Consider the following 24,168-nt stretch of genomic DNA (forward strand, 5'->3'; position numbering starts at 1 on the left):
TCCGGGCCACAACCCTCATTTGAAGCTGCGGCTGTCCTTGATCTGGTCCCATGCCCAGACCACCTGCTGCAACTGGTCTTCCTGACTGCGGTCGCCGCCGTTCATGTCCGGGTGCAGAACCTTGATCAGCGATTTGTAGATCTTGCGGATCTCTGCCTTGGTCATGGCATCGCTGGCCTCAAGGATATCCACCGCGCGGCGTTCGGTCGGCGGCAGCTTGCGCCCGCCGCCCGGCTTGCTGCGGCCGGGATTGCGCGTGGCGTTGTTGCCCAGCACCTGATGCGGGTCTTCGATGCCCAACCGTGCCCAGGCCTTGGCCTCGGGGTCGCGCCAATCCTTGGTCTTGCGCTCCCAGACCTTGTCCGACGATTCCTGAGCGTTCATCTCCGCCTCGGTTTTGCCGTCGAAAAAGCTCCACTTGGCGTTGTATTCGCGCACGTGATCCTTGCAGAACCAAAAGAAATCATCCAGCACGTCCGGCGCTTTTGGCGCACGGAATTTTCCCGGTTCCTGACAACCGTCATGGTCGCAGATCCGTGTCGACGTCTCCTGCGCGCCGGTCATGCCTTTCCGTCCACGCGGGTTTTTCTTCTTCGCGGACTTCACGGACATGTCGAAACCGAAGGGATCATCCTTGCTCATATCGCACCTCTTCTCGACTCGGACGCCAGAGCATAGACTATCGCCGATGAGTTTACAGGGGGGGCTGCGAAAAATGTCGCGCGCCGAGGAAATACAGACGAAACTTGAGGCAGCTTTTGAAGCCCGCCAGATCGAGGTGCGCAATGATAGCGGTCGCCACGCGGGCCATGCGGGCGATGACGGCAGCGGCGAGAGCCATTTCCACGTCATGCTGCGTGCGCCCGAATTTGCCGGTCAGTCGCGCATTGCGCGCCACCGCGCGGTGCACAGCGCGTTGGGGCCTGACCTTGTCAGTGCGATCCACGCGCTCTCGCTGGATCTGGACACCTGAACACGTCCTAAAGCGAAAAAAGGGGCCGGTCCCTGCGGACCGCGCCCCTGACTTTCTATGAACTAACGGATGAAACCCCCCAAGTTCAATCTTTTGCGTGTCGCGTCGATCAATCCTGACGCTGGCTTTGGCTATCAGCCTCCGGTAACACTTTATTAACACATTTTGCTGACGCAGGGGCAGTCAGGAATTCCTGACCCGCATGAGGCAGCCCCGCTGACCCATGATCCGGACCCTGACATAGGCCTTGCGCGCCGGACCTGATCCGGGGCCCTTGCTCATTCACGCGTGTTTGTCGCCTGCGGCTCTTTGATGCGCAATATGGCACGGCCTTGGCGGGACGGGCGGTTTACGGCACCAACGCCAACGCGCCGCTGATGAACTTTCCGGTCCAGATGCAGATATTCTGATCCCGCCGGATAATCCGACCCGGGGCAGTCCGGCACCGACGTCGGGCAGGGCTGACCCCCGCCGTCGGGATTACAGACCCAGTTTCGCCGCGACGATCTCATTTACCGCCTTGGGGTTGGCCTTGCCGCCTGTCGCCTTCATCACCTGCCCCACAAACCAACCGGCAAGCTTCGGGTTTTGCTGTGCCTTTTCGACCTGTGCTGGATTGGCGGCGATGATCTCATCGACCGCCGTTTCAATCGCGCCGGTGTCGGTGACCTGCTTCATGCCGCGATCTTCGACGATCTTTTCCGGGTCGCCGCCTTCGGTATAGACGATCTCGAACAGGTCCTTGGCGATCTTGCCGCTGATGGCGTCGGATTTGATCAGTTTGATGATCCCGGCAAGTTGGGCCGGGTTCACGGGGCTGTCCGAAATGTCACGATCGTCCTTTTTCAGACGGCCGAACAGCTCATTGATGACCCAGTTGGCCGACAGTTTGCCGTCGCCCGCGGCTGTCACCACCTCTTCGAAATAGGCGGCGTTCACCACCTCGGCGGTCAGCACGCTGGCGTCATACTCCGACAGACCAAAGTCTTTGACGAACCGCGCCTTTTTCTCATCCGGCAGTTCCGGCAAGCTGGCCGCAATGTCATCCACCCAACCCTGTTCGATTTCCAAAGGCAGCAGGTCGGGGCAGGGGAAGTAGCGATAGTCATGCGCCTCTTCCTTGGACCGCATCGACCGGGTTTCGCCCTTGTCGGGATCGTACAGGCGGGTTTCCTGATCGATCTTTCCGCCAGCCTCCAAAATGGCGATCTGGCGCTTGGCCTCATAGTCGATGGCCTGCTGGATGAACCGCATCGAGTTCATGTTCTTGATCTCGCAGCGGGTGCCAAGGTGACCAAAGTCCTGCGTCGCCTGGTATTTCTCATACTGACCGGGCAGGCAGACCGACACGTTCACGTCGGCGCGCAGGTTTCCGTTCTGCATGTTGCCGTCGCAGGTGCCCAGATAGCGCAGGATCTGGCGCATCTTGGCGACATAGGCGGCGGCCTCTTCAGGGCCGCGAATGTCGGGGCGGCTGACGATCTCCATCAGCGCGACGCCGGTGCGGTTCAGGTCCACAAAAGACATGTTCGGGTCCATGTCGTGGATCGACTTGCCCGCGTCCTGTTCGACGTGGATGCGTTCAATCCGGACCAGACGCGCGATCCCCGGCTCCATGTCCACGATCACCTCACCCTCACCCACAAGCGGATGATACAGCTGGGAAATCTGGTAGCCCTGCGGCAGATCCGGGTAGAAATAATTCTTGCGGTCAAAGGCGCTGACAAGGTTGATCTGCGCCTTCAGGCCAAGGCCCGTGCGCACCGCCTGTTCGATGCAGTATTCGTTGATGACTGGCAGCATCCCCGGCATCGCCGCATCCACGAAGGACACGTTGGAGTTCGGCTCGGCGCCAAATTTCGTCGAGGCGCCGGAAAACAGTTTGGCCTGACTGGCCACCTGCGCGTGAACCTCCATGCCGATGACCAGTTCCCAGTCATGCTTGGCCCCGGCGATCACCTTGGGTTTGGGCGCTTCATAGGTCAGATCCAGCATCGCGGGGGTCCTCATACGGCGAAAGGAGAGATTGCGAAGCGGTCTAGATCAGGCGCGGGCAGGGGGCAAGGGGCGTGCGTCAGCCGCCCTCGACCGGACGCATCCCGTCCGGCGCGAAGACCAGCCGCCGACCGGCGTTCGGCGCCGGCGCGAAGAACTCTGTCAGCGTGGCAAGGGCCCGGGTCTGGCCAAGCCGCGCCATGTCGATTTTGTCGAAGCAGGGGGCGCTCGCGCGCGCCGGGGATTCTGCCCAGATCAGGGGGTGCAATTCCCGCAGGTGATCTTGCACAACCCAGCCAAAGCAATCGGCGATGCGCTGCCGCGTGCCACCAACGTCAACCTGCCCGCTAACCCGGTAGGCGATCAAGGCGGCCATGCGGTTGACCGTCGCCTGTGACGGGTGACGGGAAAGGATATCGTGCAAACCCTCGACAAAGAGATCTGCGTCGAGACGGCGAAAAGCGCCTTGGTCCTCGGCAAGGGCGCCAAGGTAGACCCACGTATAGCCGCCTACGCCCCAGACATCGGAGGTGCGCAGCGCGGTGCGGCGGGCCTGAGCCTCCAGCATCTCCCAGCTGCCAAACCGGATCGGACGCAAGGCGCAGCCAAACTGCACCAGATGATGCGGATTGCCGGGATCGAGATCGATCAGGTCCTCAAAATCGTCCGCGACGCGCGCGTGCGGCTGCGGGTCGACCTCCAGCACGGCGCAGCGCACCATCGCCCATAACGGGGTCTCATGTTCGAATGGATCGAACTGGTCGTTTAACCGGGCGGCGGCGGCCATGTGGCGGGCGTAGGCCTCGTCCCGTTCGGGGGGGAGATCGCCGGTCAGGGCGGTGCCCTTCCAGGCCCGCGCGGCGTCCACATGCGCCATGGCAACGATATAGGCGATGATCGGGCAGCCCGGCTGTTCTGAAAGTAGAGGTTCCAGCGACGCCACCGCGGCCTGAACAGAAAGGGCATCGCCGCGGTCCACACCTTCGGCAATGGCCTCGGTGATGTCCTGGCGCGCGCCTTCACACATAAGTACGGCCTGCGACTGTAGCCCGGCTGTCAGGGCGCGGCTGGTATCGGCGGTCCGGATCTCTGCTGCCATTTGCTCCCAGTCGTCCTGCCGGGCCAGAAACTGCCCGCGTGCGCGCAACCGCGCCGCGTCCTTGGACGCCGGGTCTACCTCGCACACCGGGATTTCGACACGTGGTTGCGCCCGATCACGGTCACCGTTCTTGCGCGATGCCTTGCCAACAGAGGCCCCGGCCCAAAGCGGGCCCGGTTTTCGGTCGGTCAGGCGGGCGCCCAATGAGCGGGCAGCGGGAATGAGGGTGCGCATAATCATCCGGGTAATTTGACTGTGATTCGAGGCCAAAATCCGGCGGCTTCCGGGAATTGCGCGGACCTTCTTCCGGCGATTGCCCGACTTTGGTGAAAGACCGCTGACAAGATGTTGCGGCTCTGTGCACAATCCTCCGCCAGCATTGGGGGCGCGGGCGGGTTTTTGCCATGGAGGCGGCGGGTTTTGCGCCTGCGGCGGCAGGGCCGCTTGCATCATTGCTGCCAGTCGAGGACATTCCAAGGCCATGAAAACGTTAATAGCCTTTGTGTGCGGCCTCGGGCTGTTCGGTGTCGCAGCCTTTGCCAACCCCGATCCTGCGGCTGCGGTAGCCTTGCACAAACCGGTTGCACCCGCACCGGAGCAGGTCTCGAGCCTTGCCGTGCCGGTTTCTTTGCGCCCAGTGGCGCGCAAACGCATGAGTGTCCCGGACGCGCGGTGGGACAACATCGACGGCAGCCGCAGTTGGAGCGTCGCCATCCTGCAGGCGCTGCGCACTCACGCCAATGTGCTCCCCGATCTTGTTCCCAAGGACATCGCGAAATATTGCCCCGCCTATCCCAGCGCGGGGCGCGCGCAGCGCGAGGCGTTCTGGGTTGGTCTGGTCTCGGCGCTGGCTTGGCACGAAAGCACGCATCGCCCTTCGGCCGTGGGCGGCGGCGGGCGCTGGTACGGGCTGGTGCAGATCTATCCGCCGACGGCAAAGTTCTATCGGTGTCGGGCAAAAAGCGGCAGCGGGCTGAAAGACCCCGAGGACAACCTGTCCTGCGCACTGCGGATCATGGCGGTGACGGTCCCGCGCGACAAGGTGATCAGCCGCGGGATGCGGGGGGTTGCGGCGGACTGGGGACCGTTCCATTCACGGCGCAAGCGCGAAGACATCATGTCGTGGACCCGGTCGCAGGACTATTGCACGGGCCTTGCCCGGTCGCTGCGCCCGGTGGCGCGCCCGAAGGCGATTGGCCCTCAGAAAGATGCTGGGCCGATGCCCATGCCGCTGGAAGTTCTGTCTACGGAGGGCTGAGCCCTTCGGCGTCAGGTGGGACTTTTTTTGCAGGGTCAGATTCAAAAAGCGCGCCTTAGGCGCGCTTTGATCGTTACGGGCACTGTCCGGAATTGCGTATCAGGCTTTCAGCCAGCTTGGTCGCCGTGTGGCATCCACCAACGACACGGCAGGCGCTTTGGGCCCACCCAGGGCCAGCGTCGCCCGGCGCAGCATCTCGATACCGTCCTCGGACTTGGCGGGCAGGGCGGAGGGCGAAATAGGCTCGCCGATGGTCACGCGGAAGGGCTGTTTCTCCTTGTTCAGCAATTCGTTGAACAAGGTGATGTCGCGCAGCGTCGGATGCAGGAAATCGAACAGATAAAACAGCGTCGAATTGCGCGCCTGGATGTGCATCGGGATGACGGGCAGTTCGAACTTGCGTGCGATCATCGCGGCAGAAGCCATCCATGGGCGTTCGTGCAGGGACAGGCCGCGCCGCTTGGCCAGACGTCCCGAGGGAAAGATCACCCCGATCTTGCCGTCTTTGACCGCCTGACGGGTGAAATTCATCGTCTCGCGTGTCTTGGCGCGGGTGCGGCGATCGACACGCCATTCAACCGGGGCCACGATTTCTTCGTATTGTGGCAACACGCGAATGATATCGAGGTTGGCGAAATAGTAGATGTCCTGCCGCACCTGCCGCAGCGTGTGGTGCACGATCACCCCGTCCGAAATGCCGGTCGGATGGTTGGCGACGATCAGGGCCGGACCACTGCGCGGCAGGTTTTCCAGCCCGGTAATCTTGACGTCCTTTGCGATGATACGCGCGGCATACTGCATGACCTCATCTGCGGTGAGGTCGCCCACAGCTCCGAAGTGATAGCTCGATTTTTCGTAATCCAGCAACCAGTTCAGGATCTTGCGGGCTGTGCCGACACCCGGGCGCGAAGAGAAAAGCCAAGGTGCGCGTTCTTCGATCAGCGGTTCCAAACGGTCGGTCATGGCTTAGGCCCGGTCATTTCATCTTGGATGTTGAATGACAGACGAGCCGTCACCTGTCCAGCTTATACCAGCTTCGGCACAGTTGCACGTCGGCTGTGCCGCAGGGCGCTAAAGCCCGCTCAAAACACCACAAAGTGGTGGCGCTGGGTCTTGATGCCCCGCGCCTCAAGCGCGTCTTGCAGAAGCGGATGAGGCGGCAGGCTGTCCTGCGGAAGAGTGATGCGGCGGCCGTCTTCAAGCATCAGCCGCACGCGGATCGAAAAATCCAGCCGCGTTTCCAGCCGGACATGATCGATACGGGCGAGCGCCACATCGCCCTCTGCCTTGCCCGAGCCCCAGCGCAGAACGGTGTCGTCCAGCCGCAACCATGCGCGCCTCCCGGTGGCGAAATCCAGCAGCGCCGGAACGGTTACCAGCATCAGGGCGCCGACCACCCAGACAGAGGCCTGCAACACAAACCACAGCGTCAGCAGCGCCAGCCAGACCAACATCAAAACAAGGAACGCGCGCAGGCTGCGACCGGACGACGCGTGTTCCAGCGGTGTCACCGCCCACCCGACACGTCGAGGATAGACCGGGTGACATAGGACGCGCGCTCCGACAACAGCCAGAGGATCGCCTCGGCGCATTCCTCCGTGGTGCCCGCCCGGCCCATGGGCGTGGTCGGGGCGAGGCGCGCCAGCCGGTCGGGTTGCCCGCCCTTGGCGTGAATCTCGGTTTCGATCAGCCCAGGGCGAATGGCGTTGACCCGGATACCCTCCGGGGCCAGTTCGTCAGCCAGACCAAGGGTGAACGTGTCAATCGCCCCCTTGGACGCGGCGTAGTCGACATATTGATTGGCCGACCCCAGACGCGCTGCCATGGAGGAAACATTGACGATGGCACCGCCATGGCCCCAGTCACGCATGAGGGCGACAGACTGCCGCGCCACTTCGATCGCGCCGAAGACATTGACCTCGAACACACGCCGCACCCGCTCTGGCGTCAGGTCGGCGATGCTGCCATGCGGAGAGACGATGCCGGCGTTGTTGACCAGACCGACAGGACCGGGCTTTAGCTCGCGCACCTTGGCGAACATCTTTTCGATGGCCTTGGGTTTGGCGACGTCCGCCTGAATCATGTAGGCCTGCGCGCCCATGCTTTCGACCATCGAGGCGGTGGTTTCGGCCCCCTCGCGGTCATGGCCGTAGTGCACGACGATCCGCTGCCAGCCCGAAAAGGCCGCGATGCGCGCTGTCGTCGACCCGATGCCCGCGCTGGCCCCGGTGACGATGAGGACTCCATTCACGCGCGTGTCTCCGATGCGTCTAGCGGATGGTCGTTGGCGACATTAACAGGCGGCATGCTGTCCTCCAAAGCGGTTCGGACGCAGGCTAGCCCGGTTTCGTGGCAGCCTACAAGATTTCCCGTTGTAAATGGCCACGGTCTTGCGCGGGATCTTGATGCGCCGCCCCGGCCAGTGCGATTCACGCACTGGTCGGGGCGGCCATTTTGCGCCTAGTTTCCCAGAATCCGCGCGACCATTTCCCCGGTGTCGCGGCTGAGCTTTGGCTTGTCCCGCAAGCGTTCCAATTGGGCGCGGATCAGCGCCTGACGGTCGGCGTCATAGCGTTTCCACGTCTGGAACGTCGAACACATGCGCGCCGTGGTCTGCGGGTTCAGATCGTCCAGCCTGATCAGCCAGTCGGTCAGCAGACGATACCCGGCACCGTCCTTGCGGTGGAACCCGGCGTGGTTCATCGCCATCGCCCCCAGAACCGAGCGGAACCGGTTGGGGTTCTTCCAGTCGAAAGCCGGGTGCTTGGTCAGGGTTTCCGCCCGGGACACCACCTTTTCTGGGGCCGTTGCGCCGACCTGCAGGCCAAACCACTTGTCCATGACCAGTCGATCATGGCGCCATTGCTCCTCAAACGCGGCAAGCGCCGCCTCGTCCTTGCCTGCGCGCACCAGTTGCGCCAGCGCCGACAGTTGCAGCGTCATATTGTCGGCGCTCTCAAATTGCGCCTGCGCCGCCTTGCCGCCATCCAGCCGCGTGGTCAGGTACAAAACCGCAGCCCCCAAGGCGCGTTTGCCCGATTGTTCGGCGTCCGGTTGATAGGCGTCGTCCACCGCGCCCTCGGCGGCCAGCGAGGGCAGCAGGTCTGCCCAGCGTTCTGCCCTGACCTGCGCCAGCGTTTCCTTGGCGGCATAGATTGCGTCCGGGTCGGGCGTCACGCCACGTTCATACAGCACCTGCGCCAGTTCCGAATCCGACGGCACGCCGATCATCATCGCCCGGTACGCCGGGTCCAGATCGCGGTCCCGCAGCAGCCGCTGCAATCCGTCCAGCCAGGCCTCATCAGGGCCGGCGTTATCGGTGATCATCGCGATCAGGCTTTCGCGCGCCAAAAGGCGCGAGGCCTCCCAGCGGTTGAAGGGGTCGCTGTCATGGGCCAGCAGGAACGCGCGTTCTTCGGGGCTCGACTCACGTTCCAGCACCACGGGGGCTGAAAAGCCGCGGTTGATCGAGGGCACGGGCCGCGAGGCCAGCCCGTCAAAGCTAAAGCTTTGCGTGCCTTCGGTGATCTCCAGCACGCGGGTTGGCACCACCTCGTCGCCGTTGGGGTTCAGCAGGCCGACCGCCATCGGGATCACCTGCGGCGCTTTTTCCTCCTGCCCCGGTGTGGGCGGCGAGGATTGGGTAAAGGTCAGGGTGTAACGGCCACCGCCCCGGACCTGATCAGGGGCCTCCGTTTCCCAATTTTCGGTGACTGTGACGCGCGGCGTGCCTGCTTGGGAATACCACAGCTTGAACTGCGACAGATCGCGGCCTGTCGTGTCCTCGAACACCTTCAGCCAGTCCTCGATCGTGGCGGCATCGCCGTCGTGCCGGTCAAAGTAGAGGTCCAGCGCCTTGCCATAGGCCTCATCGCCGACCAGCGTTTTGAGCATGCCGATCACCTCGGCACCTTTTTCGTAGACCGTTGCGGTATAGAAGTTGTTGATTTCCTGAAAGCTTTCAGGACGCACCGGATGCGCCAGCGGCCCCTGATCCTCGGGGAACTGGCGTCCGCGCAGCATGGCCACATTCTCGATCCGGGCGACGGGCGCAGAGCGCACATCCGCCGTGAACTGCTGGTCGCGGAACACGGTCAAACCCTCTTTCAGGCACAGTTGAAACCAGTCGCGGCAGGTGATCCGGTTGCCGGTCCAGTTGTGGAAATATTCATGCGCGATAATCGATTCGATACGTTCGAAATTGGCATCGGTGCTGGTCTCGGGAGAGGCGAGAACGGCGGATGAATTGAAGACGTTCAGCCCCTTGTTCTCCATCGCGCCCATGTTGAAATCATCGACGGCGACGATGTTGAAGATGTCCAGATCGTATTCCCGACCGTAGACGTCTTCGTCCCATTTCATCGACTTCTTCAGTGCCTCCATGCCAAAAGCGCATTTGCCCTCATCGCCGGGGCGCACCCAGATGTTCAGCTCAACCTTGCGGCCGCCCATCGTGGTGAAACTGCCGGGGAAATTCACCAAATCGCCAGCAACCAGCGCAAACAGATAGGCGGGTTTGGGCCAAGGGTCGTGCCATTCGGCAAAACCGTCGCCTTTGCCGACCGGGTTGCCGTTCGACAAGAGCACCGGCACATCGCCCTCGACCCGCACGGTAAAGACGCTCATCACGTCCGGGCGGTCGGGGTAATAGGTGATCTTGCGAAAGCCCTCGGCCTCGCATTGGGTGCAGTACATGCCGTTGGACATGTACAGCCCCTCCAACGCTGTGTTTTCTGCCGGGGCGATTTCAACCTCGCATTCCCACAGGAAAGGCCCGTCCGGCACCGCGCAGCGCAGCCCCTCGGCGGTCAATTCTGGCGTCACGTCGACCCCGTCGATGGCCGCGCGGATAAGTTTCAATTGCTCACCGTGCAGAAAGAAATCCTGTGCACGCGCCTCAGCGTTTGGCGCGAAATGGATCTTGGACACCACCCGCGTGGTTGTTGGGGCCAAGCGAAACGTCAGGTGCACATCGCTGACCTGCCAGCCGAAGGGTGTGTAATCCTTGAGGAAGATGGTCGTGGGGGCTGCGTCTTTCATGGGGCTCTCCAATACGGGCTTGCCCAAAGGTGTAGCAGGGTGCGCGCGGGCTGCAATCCTGTCCCCCTGACAACCTGCTGACAAAACGCTGTCAGCAGGGGTATGCGAAAAGGCTGTCATCGCTTACCCAAGGAGTTGGACACGATGACCTACGCACCTGAACACTTTACCGTCTGGGCCGAAATCCCGGTAACGGATATGGAGAAATCCATGGCCTTTTACACTGCCGTCACCGACGCATAGCTGGAAACGGACTCTACCGGGCCGAACCCGGTTGTGATGTTCCGACCCAAGGACCCGAAAACCGGCGTCGCCCTGCATCTGTATCCGGGAAAACCCGCCGGGGACGGCACCGGGCCGACCATCCACCTTGCCATTCCCGGCACCGTTGAGGCGGCCATGACGCGCGTCGAAAAGGCGGGCGGCAAGGTTGTCTCACCGATCATCGACATCCCGCCGGGCCGCTTTTTCTACAGTCTGGATCTGGACGGCAATTCCGTCGGTTTCTTCGAGACCCGCTGATGCGCCGCGCCGACCGTCTCTTTCAGATCGTGCAGGCTCTGAGGGGTGGTCGGCGCACCACGGCAGCGGCATTGGCGGAACAGTTGGAGGTGTCCAAACGGACCATCTACCGCGACATTGCCGATCTTCAGTCCACCGGCGTGCCGATCGACGGTGAGGCGGGGTTTGGCTACGTCCTGCAAGAGGGCTTTGACCTGCCGCCGCTGATGTTCGACACCGATGAGATCGTTGCGCTGGTGGCCGGGGCGCGACTGGTGCAGGCATGGGGTGGGGCGGCCATGGCGCGGGCTGCCGAAGAGGCGCTTGCCAAGATCGACGCCGTCATCCCCGAGACTGCGCGCGCCCGCGCCCGGGCGGTTCATGTACATTCTCTGGGGCTTGGCGTGGCACCGGAGCTGCGCGCCCGGATCGACCGGATCGAACGGGCGGTCGACCAAAGCACCCGTCTGGAGCTTGCCTATCGCGATGAGGCCGGGGCTAAGACCCGGCGTTTTGTGCGCCCGCTGGGATTGTGGTTCTGGGCTCCGGCCTGGACGCTGGTCGGCTGGTGCGAACTGCGCGACGACTTTCGCATGTTCCGCCTCGACCGGATTGCCGACATGCAGGAGGCCGGTCGCTTTCGCCCCGAACGGGGGCGCAAGCTGGCGGATTTCTACGCCAGCATGCAGGACAAGGACAGGGACATCCTGAACCGCTGAAGGATGCGACCGATCACTCTGCCGCGCGCAGGTCCGGGGACAGGTCCATCGCCGTGGGGGGCTCTTCCTCCCAGATGATCTCGGGCGATTGAACCCGCTTGGCGGCTCGGTTCAGCGCCCAGTCACGCGCTGCTCGGCTGCCGCGACCAAAGCTGAGCCGCGCCAGCAGGCGGGCGAACCATTCCACATAGGTGGTGAACCAGACCCGGATCGCCAGCATCGCAGGCGTGAACACCAGCGTCAGCACCGTGGCGATCCCAAGGCCAAAGACCACCGCCGTGGCAAGGTTTTTCCACCACAGCGCCGTCGGACTGTCGATGGAATAGCCCCCCCCAAAGAAATCGAGGCTGAGGCCCAGCATCATCGGTGCAAGACCCGCCATGGTGGTGATCGTGGTCAGCAGCACCGGGCGCAGGCGGTCCTGGGCGGTGCGTACAATCGCCTCGATCCTCGGCATGTAGCGGGAATAATCCTGATAGGTGTCGATCAACACGATGTTGTTGTTCACCACAATCCCGGCCAGCGCCACGATCCCCGTGCCGGTCATAATAACAGAGAAATACTGGTCCATGACCAACATCCCGATCAGCACACCGGTGGTGGACAGGATCACCGCCAAAAGCACCAGCACAGCGTTGTAAAAGCTGTTGAACTGCGCCAGCAGGATGATGAACATCAAGAACAACGCGCCGCCAAAGGCCGATTGCAAAAAGGCCTGCGACTCCTCCTGATCCTCCTGATCGCCGGTCCATTCCCATTCAATGCCAGCGGGCAGCGGGCTGGTGTCCAGCCAGCCGGTCAACACCTCGATCCGTTCGGGGCCGGTCACTGGCACCGCCTTTAGCGGCGCGTGGCCCTCTTCGTCCAGCAGGGCGTCGATCTCGGCCGGGGTCAGGTCGGTCAGCCAGCGGATATCGTTGAAATAGCGGTGGTTCGGCCCCAGCAACCATTCGTAGAAACCCGAAGACCGGCCAAAATCGCGCTCCCATGCCGCCGTCGACACGTCCTGCGTTTCGGGGTCCAGTTCAACCCCGGTCAGGAGCGGCTCAAAGACCGTTGTTTCGGTGCCGTCCGGCGCGGTCGAGGTCACGTCCCAGCCGATCTCCATCAACTTTTCCCGCACACCGGCCTTGACGTCGAAATAGCGCTTTTGGTCGATGCGCTCGATCTCGGCCAGCTTGGCGACGGGTTCGCGGGTGATGAAATTCACCAAGGGCACCAAACCGTCAGCGGTCCGGACCTTGAGGTTGTCGAGGGTCGACAGCAGCCGGTCGCTTTCGGGCAGGCGTACCCGGATGTCGATTTCGTCATCCGACGTGCCCGGCGTGTAACTGCCGATAGCCAGACCGCGCGTCACCAGTTGCACCATCGCGCCCACGGTGGCCACGTCGGCCCCGTAACGGCCCGCCTTTTCCACGTCGACGTCGATTTGCCAGTCGATGCCGGGCAGGGGGCGGGTGTCCTCGATCAGGGTCAGGCCCGGCGTTTCTTCAAACTTTGTCCGCACCGTTCCGGCGGCATCCAGCAGGGAGGTCCAGTCGTCGCCCTTGATGCGCAGATGCACGGGTTTGGCGCTGGCCGGTCCCCGCGCCTGCGCCAGAATCTCGATCTCGATGCCGGGGATGCGTTCCAGCTTGCGGGTCAGATCATCCAGGATCACGTCGCCGTCCAATTGCGCCAGCGGCACGCCGGTTTCGCGGGCATAGGCGGGGCGGCCCTCCCACGGGATGGTTTCGAACTGGACCTGTCCGATGGTGTCCTTGGGGGCAATTGCGCCGCCGGTGTTGTTGTCCAGCCCGCCTTCGCCGGCAAAAGAAAAGGCGTTGAGGATGCCGGGGTGGCCCAGCACGATTTGCTCGGCCCGCCGGACCAGCGCGTCCTTTTCCGCAAGGCCAAGGTTGCCGCGCGCGCGGACATAAACGATGGCCTGTTCCGGCTCACTCTCGACGAAGAAATCCACGCCGTTGTTGTTCTCGCCGTAGTAGGTGAAGACGTTGACCACGAGAAAGATCACCGCAGCCACCGTGACCAGCGGCATGATCGGGTTACCCGCGATGAACTTGGTGAAATGGCCGAACAGCGACCTGCGGTTGCGCGCATCCACGCGCCGGGGCGGGCGGCGCAGTTCGGCGGCATCCATCACCACCGAAGAGATCACCGCAAAAAGCATGAAGACAACGACACCTGGCATCCGCGCGCCCCAGCCGGTGGCCTCGGTCTGGACCAGGTAGTCGGGGTTCAGCACCATCATCGCGCCGACAAACAGCCCCAGCAGCGCCACCGGCACCAGCAGGACCCGCAGGCTCCAGTGCAGACGCGCGCGCAGCCAGTTGCCCGCGCGGTGGACGTTGCGCGAGAACCGGCCAGAGACGCCGCCCATGACCGGCAGGTAGATCAGTGCAACCACCAGCGACGCCGACAAGACAAAGATCAGCGTGACCGGCAGCATCCCCATGAACTCTCCGGCCACGCCGGGCCAGAACAGCATCGGCAGAAAGGCGCAAAGCGTTGTGGCGGTGGACGACACCACCGGCCAGAACATCCGGTGCGCCGCCTCGACATAGGCGTGCATCGGGCCGGTGCCCTCAGAAATACGCTTGTCGGCGTATTCGACGACAACGATGGCCCCGTCGACCAGCATCCCGACCGCAAGGATCAATCCGAACATCACGATGTTCGAGATCGTCACCCCCATCAGCGCCAGCAGCACAAAGCACAGCAGGAAAGAGGTCGGGATCGCAAAGCCCACCAACAGGGCAGGGCGCAGACCCAAAGAGGCCAGCACCACGATCATCACCAGCGCGATGGCCGTCAGGACCGACCCCTCCAGCTGGCTGACCATGCTGGCCACCTGTCGGCTCTGGTCGTTGGAGGTGCCCACATCCAGCACCGCGCGCAGTTCGGGCGGCCAGTTTTCCTGTGCGGCATCAATGACGGCCTGCACCTGTGCGACCGTGTCGATGATGTTGAATCCCTTGCGCTTGACCACTTGCAGCGCAACGGTCTGGTCGCCGTTAAAGCGCGCGGTGCCCTTGCGGTCTTCAAAGGTCAGGTTGATCGTTGCCAGATCGCCCAGCGTCACCACGCGGTCGCCGTTCACCTTGACCGGCAGATCATAGACGTCGCGCGCATCGTCAAAGCTGGAGGGGATCTTGATCGCGAAGGTGCCGTTGTCCGTCTCGACTTCACCGGCGGCAATCAACTGGTTGTTGTTTTGCACAACGCGGATCAGTTCATCGGCGGTGACGTTGTAGCTTTCCAGCCGCAACGGGTCGATCACCACTTCCAGCATCTCGTCACGGTTGCCCGCGATGCCCGCCTCCAGCACCGAATCCAGCGCCTCGACCCGGTCCTGAAGGTCCTTGGCGACCTTGGTCAGGGTGCGTTCGGGCACCGGGCCGGACAGGTTCACGATCAGGATCGGGAATTCGGAAAAGTTGATCTCGTTGATCGAGTATTTTTCGGCCCCCTCGGGGAACTCCGCCTCGGCGTTGTTCATGCCGTCGCGCACGTCGGCGATGATCTTGGTCTTGTCCCAGCCGAATTCGAATTCCAGCGCCAGACCGGCATAGCCTTCGGCGGCGGTGGCGGTCATGGCCTTCAACCCGTCGAGGTCGGAAAGCTCTGTTTCCATCGGTTTGACCAGCAGCTTTTCCGAGTCGGCGGCGGAAATGCCGGGAAAGGGGACTGAGACAAACAGCGCCGGGATTTCGATGTCAGGCTCGCCCTCCTTGGGCAGCGACAGATAGGCGTAGGTCCCGGCCACAAGGCTGAGGATAATGAAGGCGATGATCATTCGGGCGCGTTCGGCGGCCCAGTCGATGATGCCGGTCATTGCAGGACATCCTCATAACTCGGGACCACCCTGACGCCGTTGGTGACGTATTCCTGCCCCACGGTGATCACGTTGATTTCGTCCGGCAGGCCGGTGATCCAGACACCTTCGCGGGTGTCACGCAGGATCGAGATGTCCATCCACTGCACGCTGTCGTCTGCCGTCACCGTGCGTACACCCAGCTTGCCCTCGTCGTTTAGGGTCAGGGTGGATTGCGCCAGCAGATGCGCTTTGGCGCCTTCGGCCTCGATGGCGATTTCGGCGGTTTCGCCGTCGCGGATCGACAGATCACCGTTTTCCACCGTCAATTCGACGGCAAAGGTGCGCGTGGTCGGATCGGCGCTGCGGGAGACAAAGCTGACCTCGCCCTGCACGGTCCGGCCATTGGTCAGCCGGGCACCTGCCTGTGCGCCGGTCAAAACACGGGCGACAGTGGTTTCCGGAACGTAGCCCACGAATTTCATCGGGTTAAGCTGGATGACCGTGGCGCAGGCCGATCCCGGTTGCATCAGTGCGCCCAATTCCGCGGTGTCCGTTTCCAGCAGCCCGGCAAAGGGTGCGTGGATCTTCAGCCGCTCGATTTCCTTGCGGGCGGCGGCGACACCGGCCTCGGCGGACTGGATCGCGGCGAGCGCGCTCTCCTCACCGGTCTTGGCCGACTGAACACCGGCCTCTGCCCCTTCAAGTTGCGACTTGGCAGAGATTACAGCCGCTTTTGCCCCCTCGATCCCCGAAAGCGCCGACGACACCGCAGCGCGCGCGCCTTGCAGTTGGCTTTCGGCAGTCTGTATCCCGGCCAGAGCATTCTGGATCTGGCTTTCGGCGGCCTGAATCCCGGCCTTGGCGGTCTCGACCTGACTGCGCGCGGTCTTGACCCCGGCCTCGGCGTTGCGGATCTGGGTCTGTGCGGACTGGATCTGCGCCTTGGCCGAGACGATCTGCCCCCGGGCCGTCTGGACACCGGCGGCGGCATTGCGAATCTGGCTCTTGGCGGACTGGATGGCGGCCTTGGCGGTCTCAAGCTGGCTGGTGGCGGTTTTGACCCCGGCCAGCGCGTTCTGGATCTGGCTTTCGGCGGCCTTGATGCCGGCCTTGGCGGTCTGCACCTGACTGCGTGCGGCCTGCACCCCGGCGCGGGCGTTCACGATCTGCGCCTCAGTGGTTTGTATCCCGGCCTTGGCGTTCTCGACCTGTGTCTTGGCGGATTGCACACCGGCCTTGGCATTGTTGATCTGGCTTTCGGCAGAGCGGATTGCCGCCAGCGCAGTCTGTACCGCGCCGCGCGCCGCCTCGATCCCGGCGCGTGCGCCCTCTAGCTGTGATTTTGCCGCCTCGATGGCTGTGGCGGCTGTCTTGAGCCCGGCCAGCGCGGATTGCTCCTGCGCCTTGGCGGCCTCAAAGGTGGCCTGCGATGCGGCCAGACGGGTCTGCGCGGCAAAGCCGTCGCGGGCCAGTTCCTCAGAGGCGCGCAGGTTGATCTCGGCCTCCTTGATGCGGGCGCGGGCCTCTGTCAGGCGTGCCTCGGAGGCGGGCACCTGTGCCTCTGCCTCTGCCAGACGGGCCTCGGCGGTGGGCACCTGCGCCAGTGCCTCTTTCAGGCGGGCCTCGGAGGCGGGCAATTGCGCCTTTGCCTCTGCCAGCCGCGCTTCGGCCTCGGGGACGCGGCTTTGGGCCTCATCCAGACGGGCGGCGGCCTCGGGGACACGGGCCTTTGCCTCTGCCAGCCGCGCTTCTGCCTCGGGGATGCGGGCCAATGCTTCGTCAAGGCGGGCTTCGGCCTCGGGCAGCTTGGCCTGCGCTTCGGCCAGCCGCGCCTCGGATTCGGGGACACGGGCGCGGGCCTCCGCCAGCCGTGCCTCGGCGGCGGGGACACCGGCCTCTGATTCGGCCAGCCGGGCCTCGGCCTCGGGGACACGGGCCAACGCCTCTTGCAGCCGCGCCTCTGCCTCGGGCAGCTTGGCTTCGGCCTCGACGATGCGGGCCTCGGCCTCGGGGATGCGAGCCAGCGCCTCTTCGAGCCGCGCCTGCGCCTCGGGGACCTTGGCCTTGGCCTCGGCCAGCCGGGCCTCGGATTCAGGGACACGCGCCTTGGCCTCGATCAGCCGGGCTTCGGCGGCGGGGATGCCTGCGCGGGCCTCTGCCAGTTGCGCCTCTGCGGCGGGGATGGCGGCCTCTGCCTCAAGGATACGGGCCGAAGCGGCGGGCACCTGTGCCTGTGCCTCTGCCAGTCGGGCCTTGGCTTCGGGCAGGCGTGCATTGGCCTCTGCCAACCGGGCCAGCGCCTCTTGCAAAGAGACGTCGCGGGTGCCGGGATCAATCTCGCAGAGCAACTGACCTGCCTCGACCAGCGCGCCCTTGCGCAGCGGCTCGGACACGATCTTGCCAGCGGTTTCAGCGCGCACCTCGACCTGCCGGACAGCCTCTGTCTCGCCACGCAGGATCACGGCGCTGTCGACCACCTGCGCGACCGACCGACGCGCCATCACGCGCACAGCGCCTTCGGGCAGGACGCCGTCCACAACGGTCTGGGCCTCTGGCGCGACGGCAGGGGCGCGCGCGTCGGCCTCAGGAGGCAGATCTGCGGTTCCGGCTTCACCGGCTAGCGCCGCAGGGGCCACGTCGCGGGCGAACCCGATCAGCCGGTCCCGCTCCAGCACGACGGCATAAAGCACCGCGGCCACGAGGCAGGCAGTCAGGATCGACATGATGCGCATTTTCTTGTCCCCCCGGCGTCAGGACAAAAGGTCCTGCGCCCGTCAAATTCTTTCTTCGCGGCGAAATCCAGCCACATTAACCTCTGGTCGCTTGAAAGACCCGACCTGAACCGTTCGGTTTAGGTTTAGGGTGCCGCATGGTCTGCTTCAAGCACACCCCCGGCATTTGCAGGGTAAAACGGCGGTTTTTCGTCAATTGAATGTGGTTTTCGCGAAGTTTTTTGGTCTACGCGAACATTCGCCTGTGCAGACTCGGCACGCAGGGACCGTTGTGCAGGGGTGCCATCGCGCCTTGGCACTGCGCGACGGGCCATGTAAGAGAGGGAAAACCGACCGGAGGGGGCCCGCTTGAGCGACGCTGACAGTTTCATCGACGAAGTGACAGAAGAGGTCAAACGCGACCGCCTGTTTGCCACACTGCGCAAATGGGGCTGGGTTGGCGTGGTGATCGTGCTCTTGATCGTCGGCGGCACCGCTTACCGCGAATGGCGCATCGCCTCGCAGGAGGCGCGGGCGCAGACCTTTGGCGACGGCATCCTGACCGCGCTGGAGGGCGAGGATGCCGCTGCGCGGATCGCGGCGCTGGCCGAGATCGACGCCCCGACAACTGGCGGACAGGCCGTTCTGGCGCTGCTAACAGCCGCCGAAGAGGCCGGTGACGATAACAACGCCGAGGCTGTGGCCCGCCTGCAGGCCGTGGCCGCCAACACCGAGATTCCGGCGATCTATCGCCAGATCGCCAGCTACAAGGCGCTGACCCGTGGCGCGGATGTTCTATCCTTGGACGACCGCCGCGCCGGTCTGGAGGCGTTGGCCGTTCCCGGTCGGCCGCTGCGGCTGTTGGCCGAGGAGCAACTGGCGCTGATCGACATTGAGACGGGCGAACGTGAGGCCGCTTTGACGCGCCTGCAAGCGCTGGCCGAGGACAGCGAAGCGACGCAGGGCTTGCGCCGCCGCGCCTCGCAATTGATTGTGGCACTGGGCGGGGACGCCCCCGCCAACTGAGCCCGCCGTCGGGCGGGGCTCTGGACGGGGAACGGACCCCGGCAGGTGACGAAAGGGGCATTTTGATGCTGCGCAAGACCTCTCTGCTGTTTCCGCTGGCCGCGCTGGCGCTGGCCAGTTGCGCCGAGCGTGAACCGATCCTGCCGGGAGACCGGCTTAACGTGCGTGATGTGCTCAGCGGCGACTACGCCGATGATGCGGTCGAGACCGCAGGCCCGCAGGCGCGCGGGTTTTCGTCCCCCGCCACCGTGAGCAATGCCGACTGGGCGCAAAGCCCGGTTTCGCCGCATGTGCGGGTCAGCAATCCAGCGCTGGGACAATCGCTGTCGCCGCTGTTTTCAGTGCCCATTGGCGCGGGGGACAGCCGCAAGACCCGGCTCAACGCCGACCCCATCGTGGCGGGCGGGCGTATCTTTACCATGGATGCGAACCATCAGGTGCGCGCGACCTCGACCGCAGGTCAGGCGCTGTGGAGCAAGGTGCTGATCCCGAAGCGCGACAAGGCCCCCGAAGGGCAGGGCGGCGGGCTGGCCTATGGCGACGGCAAGCTGTTTGTCTCGTCCGGCTTTGGCAAGCTGACCGCGCTGGACCCGGCCAGCGGCCAGATGCTCTGGGAGCAGGACCTGAACAACACCGCCACCGGCGCGCCCAGCTATCGTGACGGGCTGGTCTACGTGATTTCGGGCGACCGCACCGCCTGGGCAATCGAGGCAGGTGACGGTCGGGTGCGCTGGCAGTTCGACAGTGGCGAGAACTTCAACAACATTGCCGGTGCCCCGGCCCCTGCGATCAACGACAAATACGTGGTCTTTGCCTTTGGCTCTGGTGCCGTGTCGGGTGCATTCCGGCAGGGAGGCCTGCGGATCTGGAACGCCGAACTGCTGGGCCGTCGGAACGGGTTTACCATTGCGGGCATCAACGATGTGACCGGCGATCCGGTAATCTCCGGCGACCGGGTCTATGCTGGCAACCACGCGGGTCGCTCTGTCGCGTTGTCGATCTACAACGGTGAGCGGCTGTGGACCGCCAAATACGGCGCGCTTGGTCCGATGTGGCCAGCTGGCGATTCGGTGTTCTTTGTCACTGACCTGAATGAACTGGTCCGGCTGGACAGCGACACCGGGCAGGAAATCTGGAAGCGCGAACTGCCGGGCTATGAGCCCAAGCGCAACCCGAACCGTCGCCGCGACGGGTCCTTTGCCAACCACGGGCCGGTGCTGGCGGGCGGGCGGCTGATCGTGGCCAGCACAGACGGCAAGATCCGCGCCTTCAACCCGGCGGACGGTGCCTTGCTACAGGAAATCGCCATCCCCGGCGGCGCCACGACGCGCCCTGTTGTGGCGGGCGGCGTGCTGTATGTCGTCTCGCGCAAGGGTGTGCTGCACGCCTTTCGGTGATCCACCCGTGATCCACCTTTAATCCAAAGGTGCGCGCCTTCGGCGCGCGCTTTTTGTCTCGACCGGCGGCCTTGCGGCCTTGGTCTCAGGCTGGGGGCCCTGCCCCCGTCGCCAACGGCGCCTCCCCCGGGGTATTTGGCCAGAGAAGAAGCCTGATAAGCACTGATCGGCGGAAATAGGACCTCTTTCACTGGGGTGGAAAATGCGTTATGGCGCGCTCTTGATCTTCGGAGCCGCTCCATGTCCTTCTCTCTTGCCATCGTCGGCCGCCCCAATGTGGGCAAGTCGACCCTGTTCAACCGTCTTGTGGGGCGGCGTCTTGCGCTGGTCGATGACCAGCCCGGTGTGACCCGAGACCTGCGCGAGGGCGAGGCACGGCTGGTGGATCTGCGGTTCACCGTGATCGACACTGCCGGACTGGAGAATGAGACCGACGATTCTCTGCCCGCGCGGATGCGGCGTTTGACAGAGCGCGCGGTGGAGGCGGCGGATGTCTGTCTGTTCATGATCGACGCGCGGGCGGGTATCCTGCCCGATGATCAGGTGTTTGCCGAGATCCTGCGCAAGCGGGCGAAACACGTGATCCTTGCCGCGAACAAGGCCGAGGGCGCGGCGGCGGATGCGGGTGTGATCGAGGCCTATGCGTTGGGTCTGGGGGAGCCGGTCCGGCTGTCGGCCGAACATGGCGAGGGGATGCACGACCTGTACTCCATGCTGGTGCCACTGGCGGACGCCTATGAGGAACGCGCCCAAGAGGAAGCGCCCGAGGTCGAGGTCACGCTGAGCGAGGAAGAGGCCGAGGCTGGCGAGACCGAGCTGCGCAAGCCGACCGCAGACAAGCCGTTGCAAATTGCCGTCGTGGGTCGGCCCAATGCGGGCAAGTCGACGCTGGTGAACGCGCTGCTCGGCGAGGACCGGCTGCTGACCGGGCCGGAGGCGGGGATCACCCGCGACGCGATTTCCGTCCAGATGGAGTGGAGCGGCGTGCCGGTGCGGATCTTTGACACCGCCGGGATGCGGCGTCGGGCGAAGGTGCAGGAAAAGCTGGAAAAGCTGTCGGTCTCCGACGGCATCCGCGCGGTGAAGTTCGCCGAAGTGGTGGTGGTCCTGTTGGACGCGGCGATTCCGTTTGAAACCCAGGACCTCAAGATCGCCGATCTGGCCGAGCGTGAGGGGCGCGCTGTGGTGGTGGCGGTCAACAAGTGGGACATCGAGGACGAGAAGCAGGACAAGCTGCGCTGGCTGCGCGAGCAGTTCGAGCATGTGCTGCCGCAGTTGCGGGGCGCGCCCTTGGTGACGGTCTCGGCGCGGACGGGCAAGGGGCTGGACAAATTGCAGGCGGCGGTGATGAAGGCCTATGAGGTCTGGAACCGCCGCGTGCCCACGGCGCAGCTGAATCGCTGGCTTGAGGGGATGGTGCAGAGGCATCCGCCCCCCGCGCCACAGGGCCGCCGGATCAAGCTGCGCTACATGACGCAGGTCAAGACGCGGCCGCCGGGGTTTGTGGTGATGTGTTCGCATCCTGACAAGCTGCCCGAGAGTTATTCGCGCTACCTTGTGAATGCCTTGCGTGAGGACTTTGACATGCCGGGCACGCCGATCCGGCTGACCATGCGCGGGCAGGGGGACAAGAACCCCTACAAGGGCCGGAAAAAGCGGAATGCGGGCGCTTTGAAAAAGCACCTGGGCAAGCTGCAGGCCAAGAAGGATTGAGGGGGGCGGTTGTGGCTGTCCACGTGTGGACAGCCTGACGGCTATTAGAAATCAATGGCTTACAGAGGCGTTTTGACACTCTGTTAACGATTGAGGGTCTGCGTGGGGTAGGCCTGTGGGTGCACCGTCGCGCATCTTGGCATACGATTCAGTGGGTTTTCTGACCCCTGTCAGAGGGGCGCGGGTCGCGTAATGTTGCCCTGAACGTCATGAATTTTTGATCCGGACCTTTATCGCGGCAATTGGCAAGGTCCGCTGTGTGGACAAAGCTGCTGTTCTGTCTCCGCCCCCCCGTGTCTGCTTTGTGCAAGGGCAGATCGTTCCGGCCCGCAATAAAGCCACAAACCTGCGAGGACCGCGGCTGCATAACGGCCCCCTGTGCATTGAAAACCGCGAAGATGTTCACTAATTTCACCATTCCGAACGGCGACATCTCATTGAGTAGGAGCAGGATAGTGAAAAAGTGGATTTTGATGTCCACGACTCTCTTTGTTTTTGGGATTGCAGGCGCCGTTGGCTACGCCATCTACAAGATCAAATATAGCCATCCCGGGCGCTTCTCGTCAGAAGTGAGTATGGAGGGGTTGAAGCGTACTGTCGAAGGCAACACGCTTACCTCTTATGAGCATCCATCAGCGCGCATCACTTTTCCACCAGAGTATGAATATTTGGGCGCCCAAAGATTTATTCTCTATGGCACGGTCGAAGCCGAACAATACCTATTTGCGTCGTCGCATCCGGACGGCTCAACGCGATCCCTAATCAACGTTCAATTCGAAGCGATACTGCCCGATATTGAAGGAAGTTACGATTACTCGGCAGCGCCGCGGGCAATACGCATAGGGCCTTTGGAATTTCATGTAGATGCCAATCCAGCCCGTCGGCATTGGCTGGTTCCCAACGGCTTACCGGGGACGGATTCAGAACGCTACTACAGCTTTGCGAGTGAACAAGGCTTTCCCGTACCCAAAGACTATATTTGGTCGCGATTTGCCTATGTGCCAAAGGACGCGCCCCGCCAAGAGATGTTAATACTGCACGTTGAAGATTTGACATCAATGGGACTGACAGCTCCGGCGTTGCGCCAAGGCGGCGCGGATGCTGAAGACTGGGAGGGGCTTCGGAACGCCCAATTGCTAAAGCTCGAACAGGGCATCACGATTGAGGCGCTGAAGTAGATCAGGTGACTCAGTGCGCAGACCTGATCGCAAACTGTAACTGCGGCTTGAGATACTGACCACTGGGGCGTTTATTTCGGTTCAAATACGGACATTCACTCAGGCTACAGCATAGGTGATTATTGTCTCTCACCCGGCCTTCGTTGCGAATTGACCGAAGGTCTGCTTTGCCGATGGTTCTGATTTCTGGCCAGTTTGCGAGGTGGGGGTCTACGTCTCCTGACGGTCAACTCAGCGGGGGGACACACTGGGCAAAACCGTCTCTCGTCAAAGCGGGACAGGGCCTCTTCGGTCCACAGAGAGCGGGACAGTGGCATCCACACCCTCAGCGCAGCGGGTCCAACCGTTCCAGCGCGTGGCCATCGGACCATGTGCCGTGCAGCGTGCCGTCGGGCATCACGACGTAGACCACCGGGGTGTCGTCCCCTTGCCAGTTGATGGTCAGAACGCGGCCCTCCAGCCTGCCTTGGCCGGTGTAGGTCTGGCCGGAAATCGTCCAGACGATCCGGTACAGGCCGCCGTCCTGTGTCATCTCCAGCGTGCCGTCATAGGCGGAACGATCAGGGTTGATGCCTTGGACGGTGTACCTGCCCGCGAGTCCGGCACTGGCTTTGTGGTGCAGGTTTTCCTGAGCGACCAACGGTGTGGCAAGCGGCGTGGCAAGCAGGCAGGCGGACAGCAGAAGGGCGCGCATGGCAAAGCCTTTCGTCAGGACGATACTCCCAGCCTAGGACCGCGCCC

General features: G+C 63.4%; 18 protein-coding genes and 1 pseudogene. 8 read left to right on the forward strand and 11 right to left on the reverse strand.

The genetic code is table 11. The features are described 5' to 3' along the window. Nucleotides 1–15: 15 nt before the first annotated feature. On the reverse strand, nt 16–642 hold the full coding sequence (locus tag VOI21_RS10765) for a DnaJ domain-containing protein (RefSeq protein WP_323769869.1): 627 nt from the start codon (nt 640–642) through the stop codon (nt 16–18). Nucleotides 643–715: 73 nt separating this feature from the next. Here VOI21_RS10765 and VOI21_RS10770 point away from each other — a divergent pair, with 73 nt between their 5' ends. Further along, nucleotides 716–973, forward strand: coding sequence for a BolA family protein (locus tag VOI21_RS10770; protein WP_323769870.1), 258 nt, complete (start codon nt 716–718; stop codon nt 971–973). Between the two features lie 480 nt (nt 974–1,453). Here VOI21_RS10770 and gatB read toward each other — a convergent pair whose 3' ends face one another. Further along, nucleotides 1,454–2,968 carry an Asp-tRNA(Asn)/Glu-tRNA(Gln) amidotransferase subunit GatB gene (gatB, locus tag VOI21_RS10775; protein ID WP_323769872.1) on the reverse strand — a complete coding sequence of 505 codons (1,515 nt, stop codon included), beginning with the start codon at nt 2,966–2,968 and terminating at the stop codon, nt 1,454–1,456. Nucleotides 2,969–3,047: 79 nt separating this feature from the next. Continuing rightward, nucleotides 3,048–4,301 carry a hypothetical protein gene (locus VOI21_RS10780; protein ID WP_323769873.1) on the reverse strand — a complete coding sequence of 418 codons (1,254 nt, stop codon included), beginning with the start codon at nt 4,299–4,301 and terminating at the stop codon, nt 3,048–3,050. A 247-nt stretch (nt 4,302–4,548) separates the two neighbouring features. On the opposite strand from VOI21_RS10780, the gene VOI21_RS10785 reads away from it, so the two are divergent. After that, nucleotides 4,549–5,325, forward strand: a complete 777-nt coding sequence (locus tag VOI21_RS10785) for a transglycosylase SLT domain-containing protein (RefSeq protein ID WP_323769874.1) — start codon at nt 4,549–4,551, stop codon at nt 5,323–5,325. Nucleotides 5,326–5,424: 99 nt separating this feature from the next. Here VOI21_RS10785 and VOI21_RS10790 read toward each other — a convergent pair whose 3' ends face one another. The 4 genes from VOI21_RS10790 to pepN all read right to left on the reverse strand — a co-directional run bounded on the left by VOI21_RS10790 (nt 5,425) and on the right by pepN (nt 10,365). Further along, complete coding sequence (locus VOI21_RS10790) at nt 5,425–6,288, reverse strand: lysophospholipid acyltransferase family protein (RefSeq protein ID WP_323769875.1); 864 nt, start codon at nt 6,286–6,288, stop codon at nt 5,425–5,427. A gap of 119 nt (nt 6,289–6,407) precedes the next feature. Then, nucleotides 6,408–6,836, reverse strand: coding sequence for a hypothetical protein (locus tag VOI21_RS10795; protein WP_323769876.1), 429 nt, complete (start codon nt 6,834–6,836; stop codon nt 6,408–6,410). Next, on the reverse strand, nt 6,833–7,576 hold the full coding sequence (locus VOI21_RS10800; protein ID WP_323769877.1) for an SDR family oxidoreductase: 744 nt from the start codon (nt 7,574–7,576) through the stop codon (nt 6,833–6,835). Before VOI21_RS10800 ends, VOI21_RS10795 begins: the two co-directional genes overlap by 4 nt. 209 nt (nt 7,577–7,785) lie before the next feature. Next, a complete protein-coding gene (gene pepN, locus VOI21_RS10805; protein ID WP_323769878.1) occupies nt 7,786–10,365 on the reverse strand; it encodes an aminopeptidase N in 2,580 nt (859 codons plus the stop codon). A gap of 279 nt (nt 10,366–10,644) precedes the next feature. Between pepN and VOI21_RS10810 the strand changes: the two genes are divergently transcribed. Then, entirely contained in the window at nt 10,645–10,887 is a 243-nt protein-coding gene (locus tag VOI21_RS10810) for a hypothetical protein (protein ID WP_323769879.1), read from the forward strand. Further along, nucleotides 10,887–11,585, forward strand: a complete 699-nt coding sequence (locus VOI21_RS10815) for a YafY family protein (RefSeq protein ID WP_323769880.1) — start codon at nt 10,887–10,889, stop codon at nt 11,583–11,585. The genes VOI21_RS10810 and VOI21_RS10815 overlap by 1 nt, the downstream gene beginning before the upstream one ends. Nucleotides 11,586–11,598: 13 nt before the next feature. On the opposite strand, the gene VOI21_RS10820 is transcribed toward VOI21_RS10815, so the two are convergent. From VOI21_RS10820 to VOI21_RS24220, 3 genes and pseudogenes are all read right to left on the reverse strand, one after another. Further along, nucleotides 11,599–15,420, reverse strand: a complete 3,822-nt coding sequence (locus tag VOI21_RS10820; protein WP_323769882.1) for an efflux RND transporter permease subunit — start codon at nt 15,418–15,420, stop codon at nt 11,599–11,601. Continuing rightward, nucleotides 15,417–17,627, reverse strand: coding sequence for an efflux RND transporter periplasmic adaptor subunit (locus tag VOI21_RS10825; RefSeq protein WP_416358977.1), 2,211 nt, complete (start codon nt 17,625–17,627; stop codon nt 15,417–15,419). The genes VOI21_RS10820 and VOI21_RS10825 overlap by 4 nt, the downstream gene beginning before the upstream one ends. Nucleotides 17,628–17,696: 69 nt before the next feature. Continuing rightward, a pseudogene (locus VOI21_RS24220) lies at nt 17,697–17,909 on the reverse strand (efflux RND transporter periplasmic adaptor subunit); the annotation flags it as partial. 573 nt (nt 17,910–18,482) lie between these two features. Here VOI21_RS24220 and VOI21_RS10830 point away from each other — a divergent pair. The 4 genes from VOI21_RS10830 (at nt 18,483) to VOI21_RS10845 (ending at nt 23,427) form a co-directional block, all read left to right on the forward strand. Continuing rightward, a complete protein-coding gene (locus tag VOI21_RS10830; RefSeq protein WP_323769884.1) occupies nt 18,483–19,139 on the forward strand; it encodes a hypothetical protein in 657 nt (218 codons plus the stop codon). Between the two features lie 65 nt (nt 19,140–19,204). Then, on the forward strand, nt 19,205–20,536 hold the full coding sequence (locus VOI21_RS10835) for a PQQ-like beta-propeller repeat protein (RefSeq protein WP_323769885.1): 1,332 nt from the start codon (nt 19,205–19,207) through the stop codon (nt 20,534–20,536). Nucleotides 20,537–20,776: 240 nt separating this feature from the next. Next, the gene (gene der, locus VOI21_RS10840; RefSeq protein ID WP_323769886.1) at nt 20,777–22,249 is read left to right on the forward strand and encodes a ribosome biogenesis GTPase Der; all 1,473 of its coding nucleotides are present in this window, start codon (nt 20,777–20,779) and stop codon (nt 22,247–22,249) included. Between the two features lie 455 nt (nt 22,250–22,704). Beyond that, complete coding sequence (locus VOI21_RS10845; RefSeq protein WP_323769887.1) at nt 22,705–23,427, forward strand: hypothetical protein; 723 nt, start codon at nt 22,705–22,707, stop codon at nt 23,425–23,427. 325 nt (nt 23,428–23,752) lie between these two features. Here VOI21_RS10845 and VOI21_RS10850 read toward each other — a convergent pair whose 3' ends face one another. Beyond that, a complete protein-coding gene (locus VOI21_RS10850; RefSeq protein WP_323769888.1) occupies nt 23,753–24,121 on the reverse strand; it encodes a hypothetical protein in 369 nt (122 codons plus the stop codon). Between the last annotated feature and the right edge of the window lie 47 nt (nt 24,122–24,168).

The sequence above is a fragment of the Antarctobacter sp. genome (genome assembly GCF_034670325.1).
Taxonomy (GTDB): domain Bacteria; phylum Pseudomonadota; class Alphaproteobacteria; order Rhodobacterales; family Rhodobacteraceae; genus Antarctobacter.

Coding starts and splice junctions, on each gene's coding strand:
- VOI21_RS10765 (WP_323769869.1), bottom strand. CDS start 642: ATGAGCAAGGATGATCCCTTCGGTTTCGACATGTCCGTGAAGTCCGCG.
- VOI21_RS10770 (WP_323769870.1), top strand. CDS start 716: ATGTCGCGCGCCGAGGAAATACAGACGAAACTTGAGGCAGCTTTTGAA.
- gatB (WP_323769872.1), bottom strand. CDS start 2,968: ATGCTGGATCTGACCTATGAAGCGCCCAAACCCAAGGTGATCGCCGGG.
- VOI21_RS10780 (WP_323769873.1), bottom strand. CDS start 4,301: ATGCGCACCCTCATTCCCGCTGCCCGCTCATTGGGCGCCCGCCTGACC.
- VOI21_RS10785 (WP_323769874.1), top strand. CDS start 4,549: ATGAAAACGTTAATAGCCTTTGTGTGCGGCCTCGGGCTGTTCGGTGTC.
- VOI21_RS10790 (WP_323769875.1), bottom strand. CDS start 6,288: ATGACCGACCGTTTGGAACCGCTGATCGAAGAACGCGCACCTTGGCTT.
- pepN (WP_323769878.1), bottom strand. CDS start 10,365: ATGAAAGACGCAGCCCCCACGACCATCTTCCTCAAGGATTACACACCC.
- VOI21_RS10810 (WP_323769879.1), top strand. CDS start 10,645: ATGTTCCGACCCAAGGACCCGAAAACCGGCGTCGCCCTGCATCTGTAT.
- VOI21_RS10815 (WP_323769880.1), top strand. CDS start 10,887: ATGCGCCGCGCCGACCGTCTCTTTCAGATCGTGCAGGCTCTGAGGGGT.
- VOI21_RS10820 (WP_323769882.1), bottom strand. CDS start 15,420: ATGACCGGCATCATCGACTGGGCCGCCGAACGCGCCCGAATGATCATC.
- VOI21_RS10835 (WP_323769885.1), top strand. CDS start 19,205: ATGCTGCGCAAGACCTCTCTGCTGTTTCCGCTGGCCGCGCTGGCGCTG.
- der (WP_323769886.1), top strand. CDS start 20,777: ATGTCCTTCTCTCTTGCCATCGTCGGCCGCCCCAATGTGGGCAAGTCG.
- VOI21_RS10850 (WP_323769888.1), bottom strand. CDS start 24,121: ATGCGCGCCCTTCTGCTGTCCGCCTGCCTGCTTGCCACGCCGCTTGCC.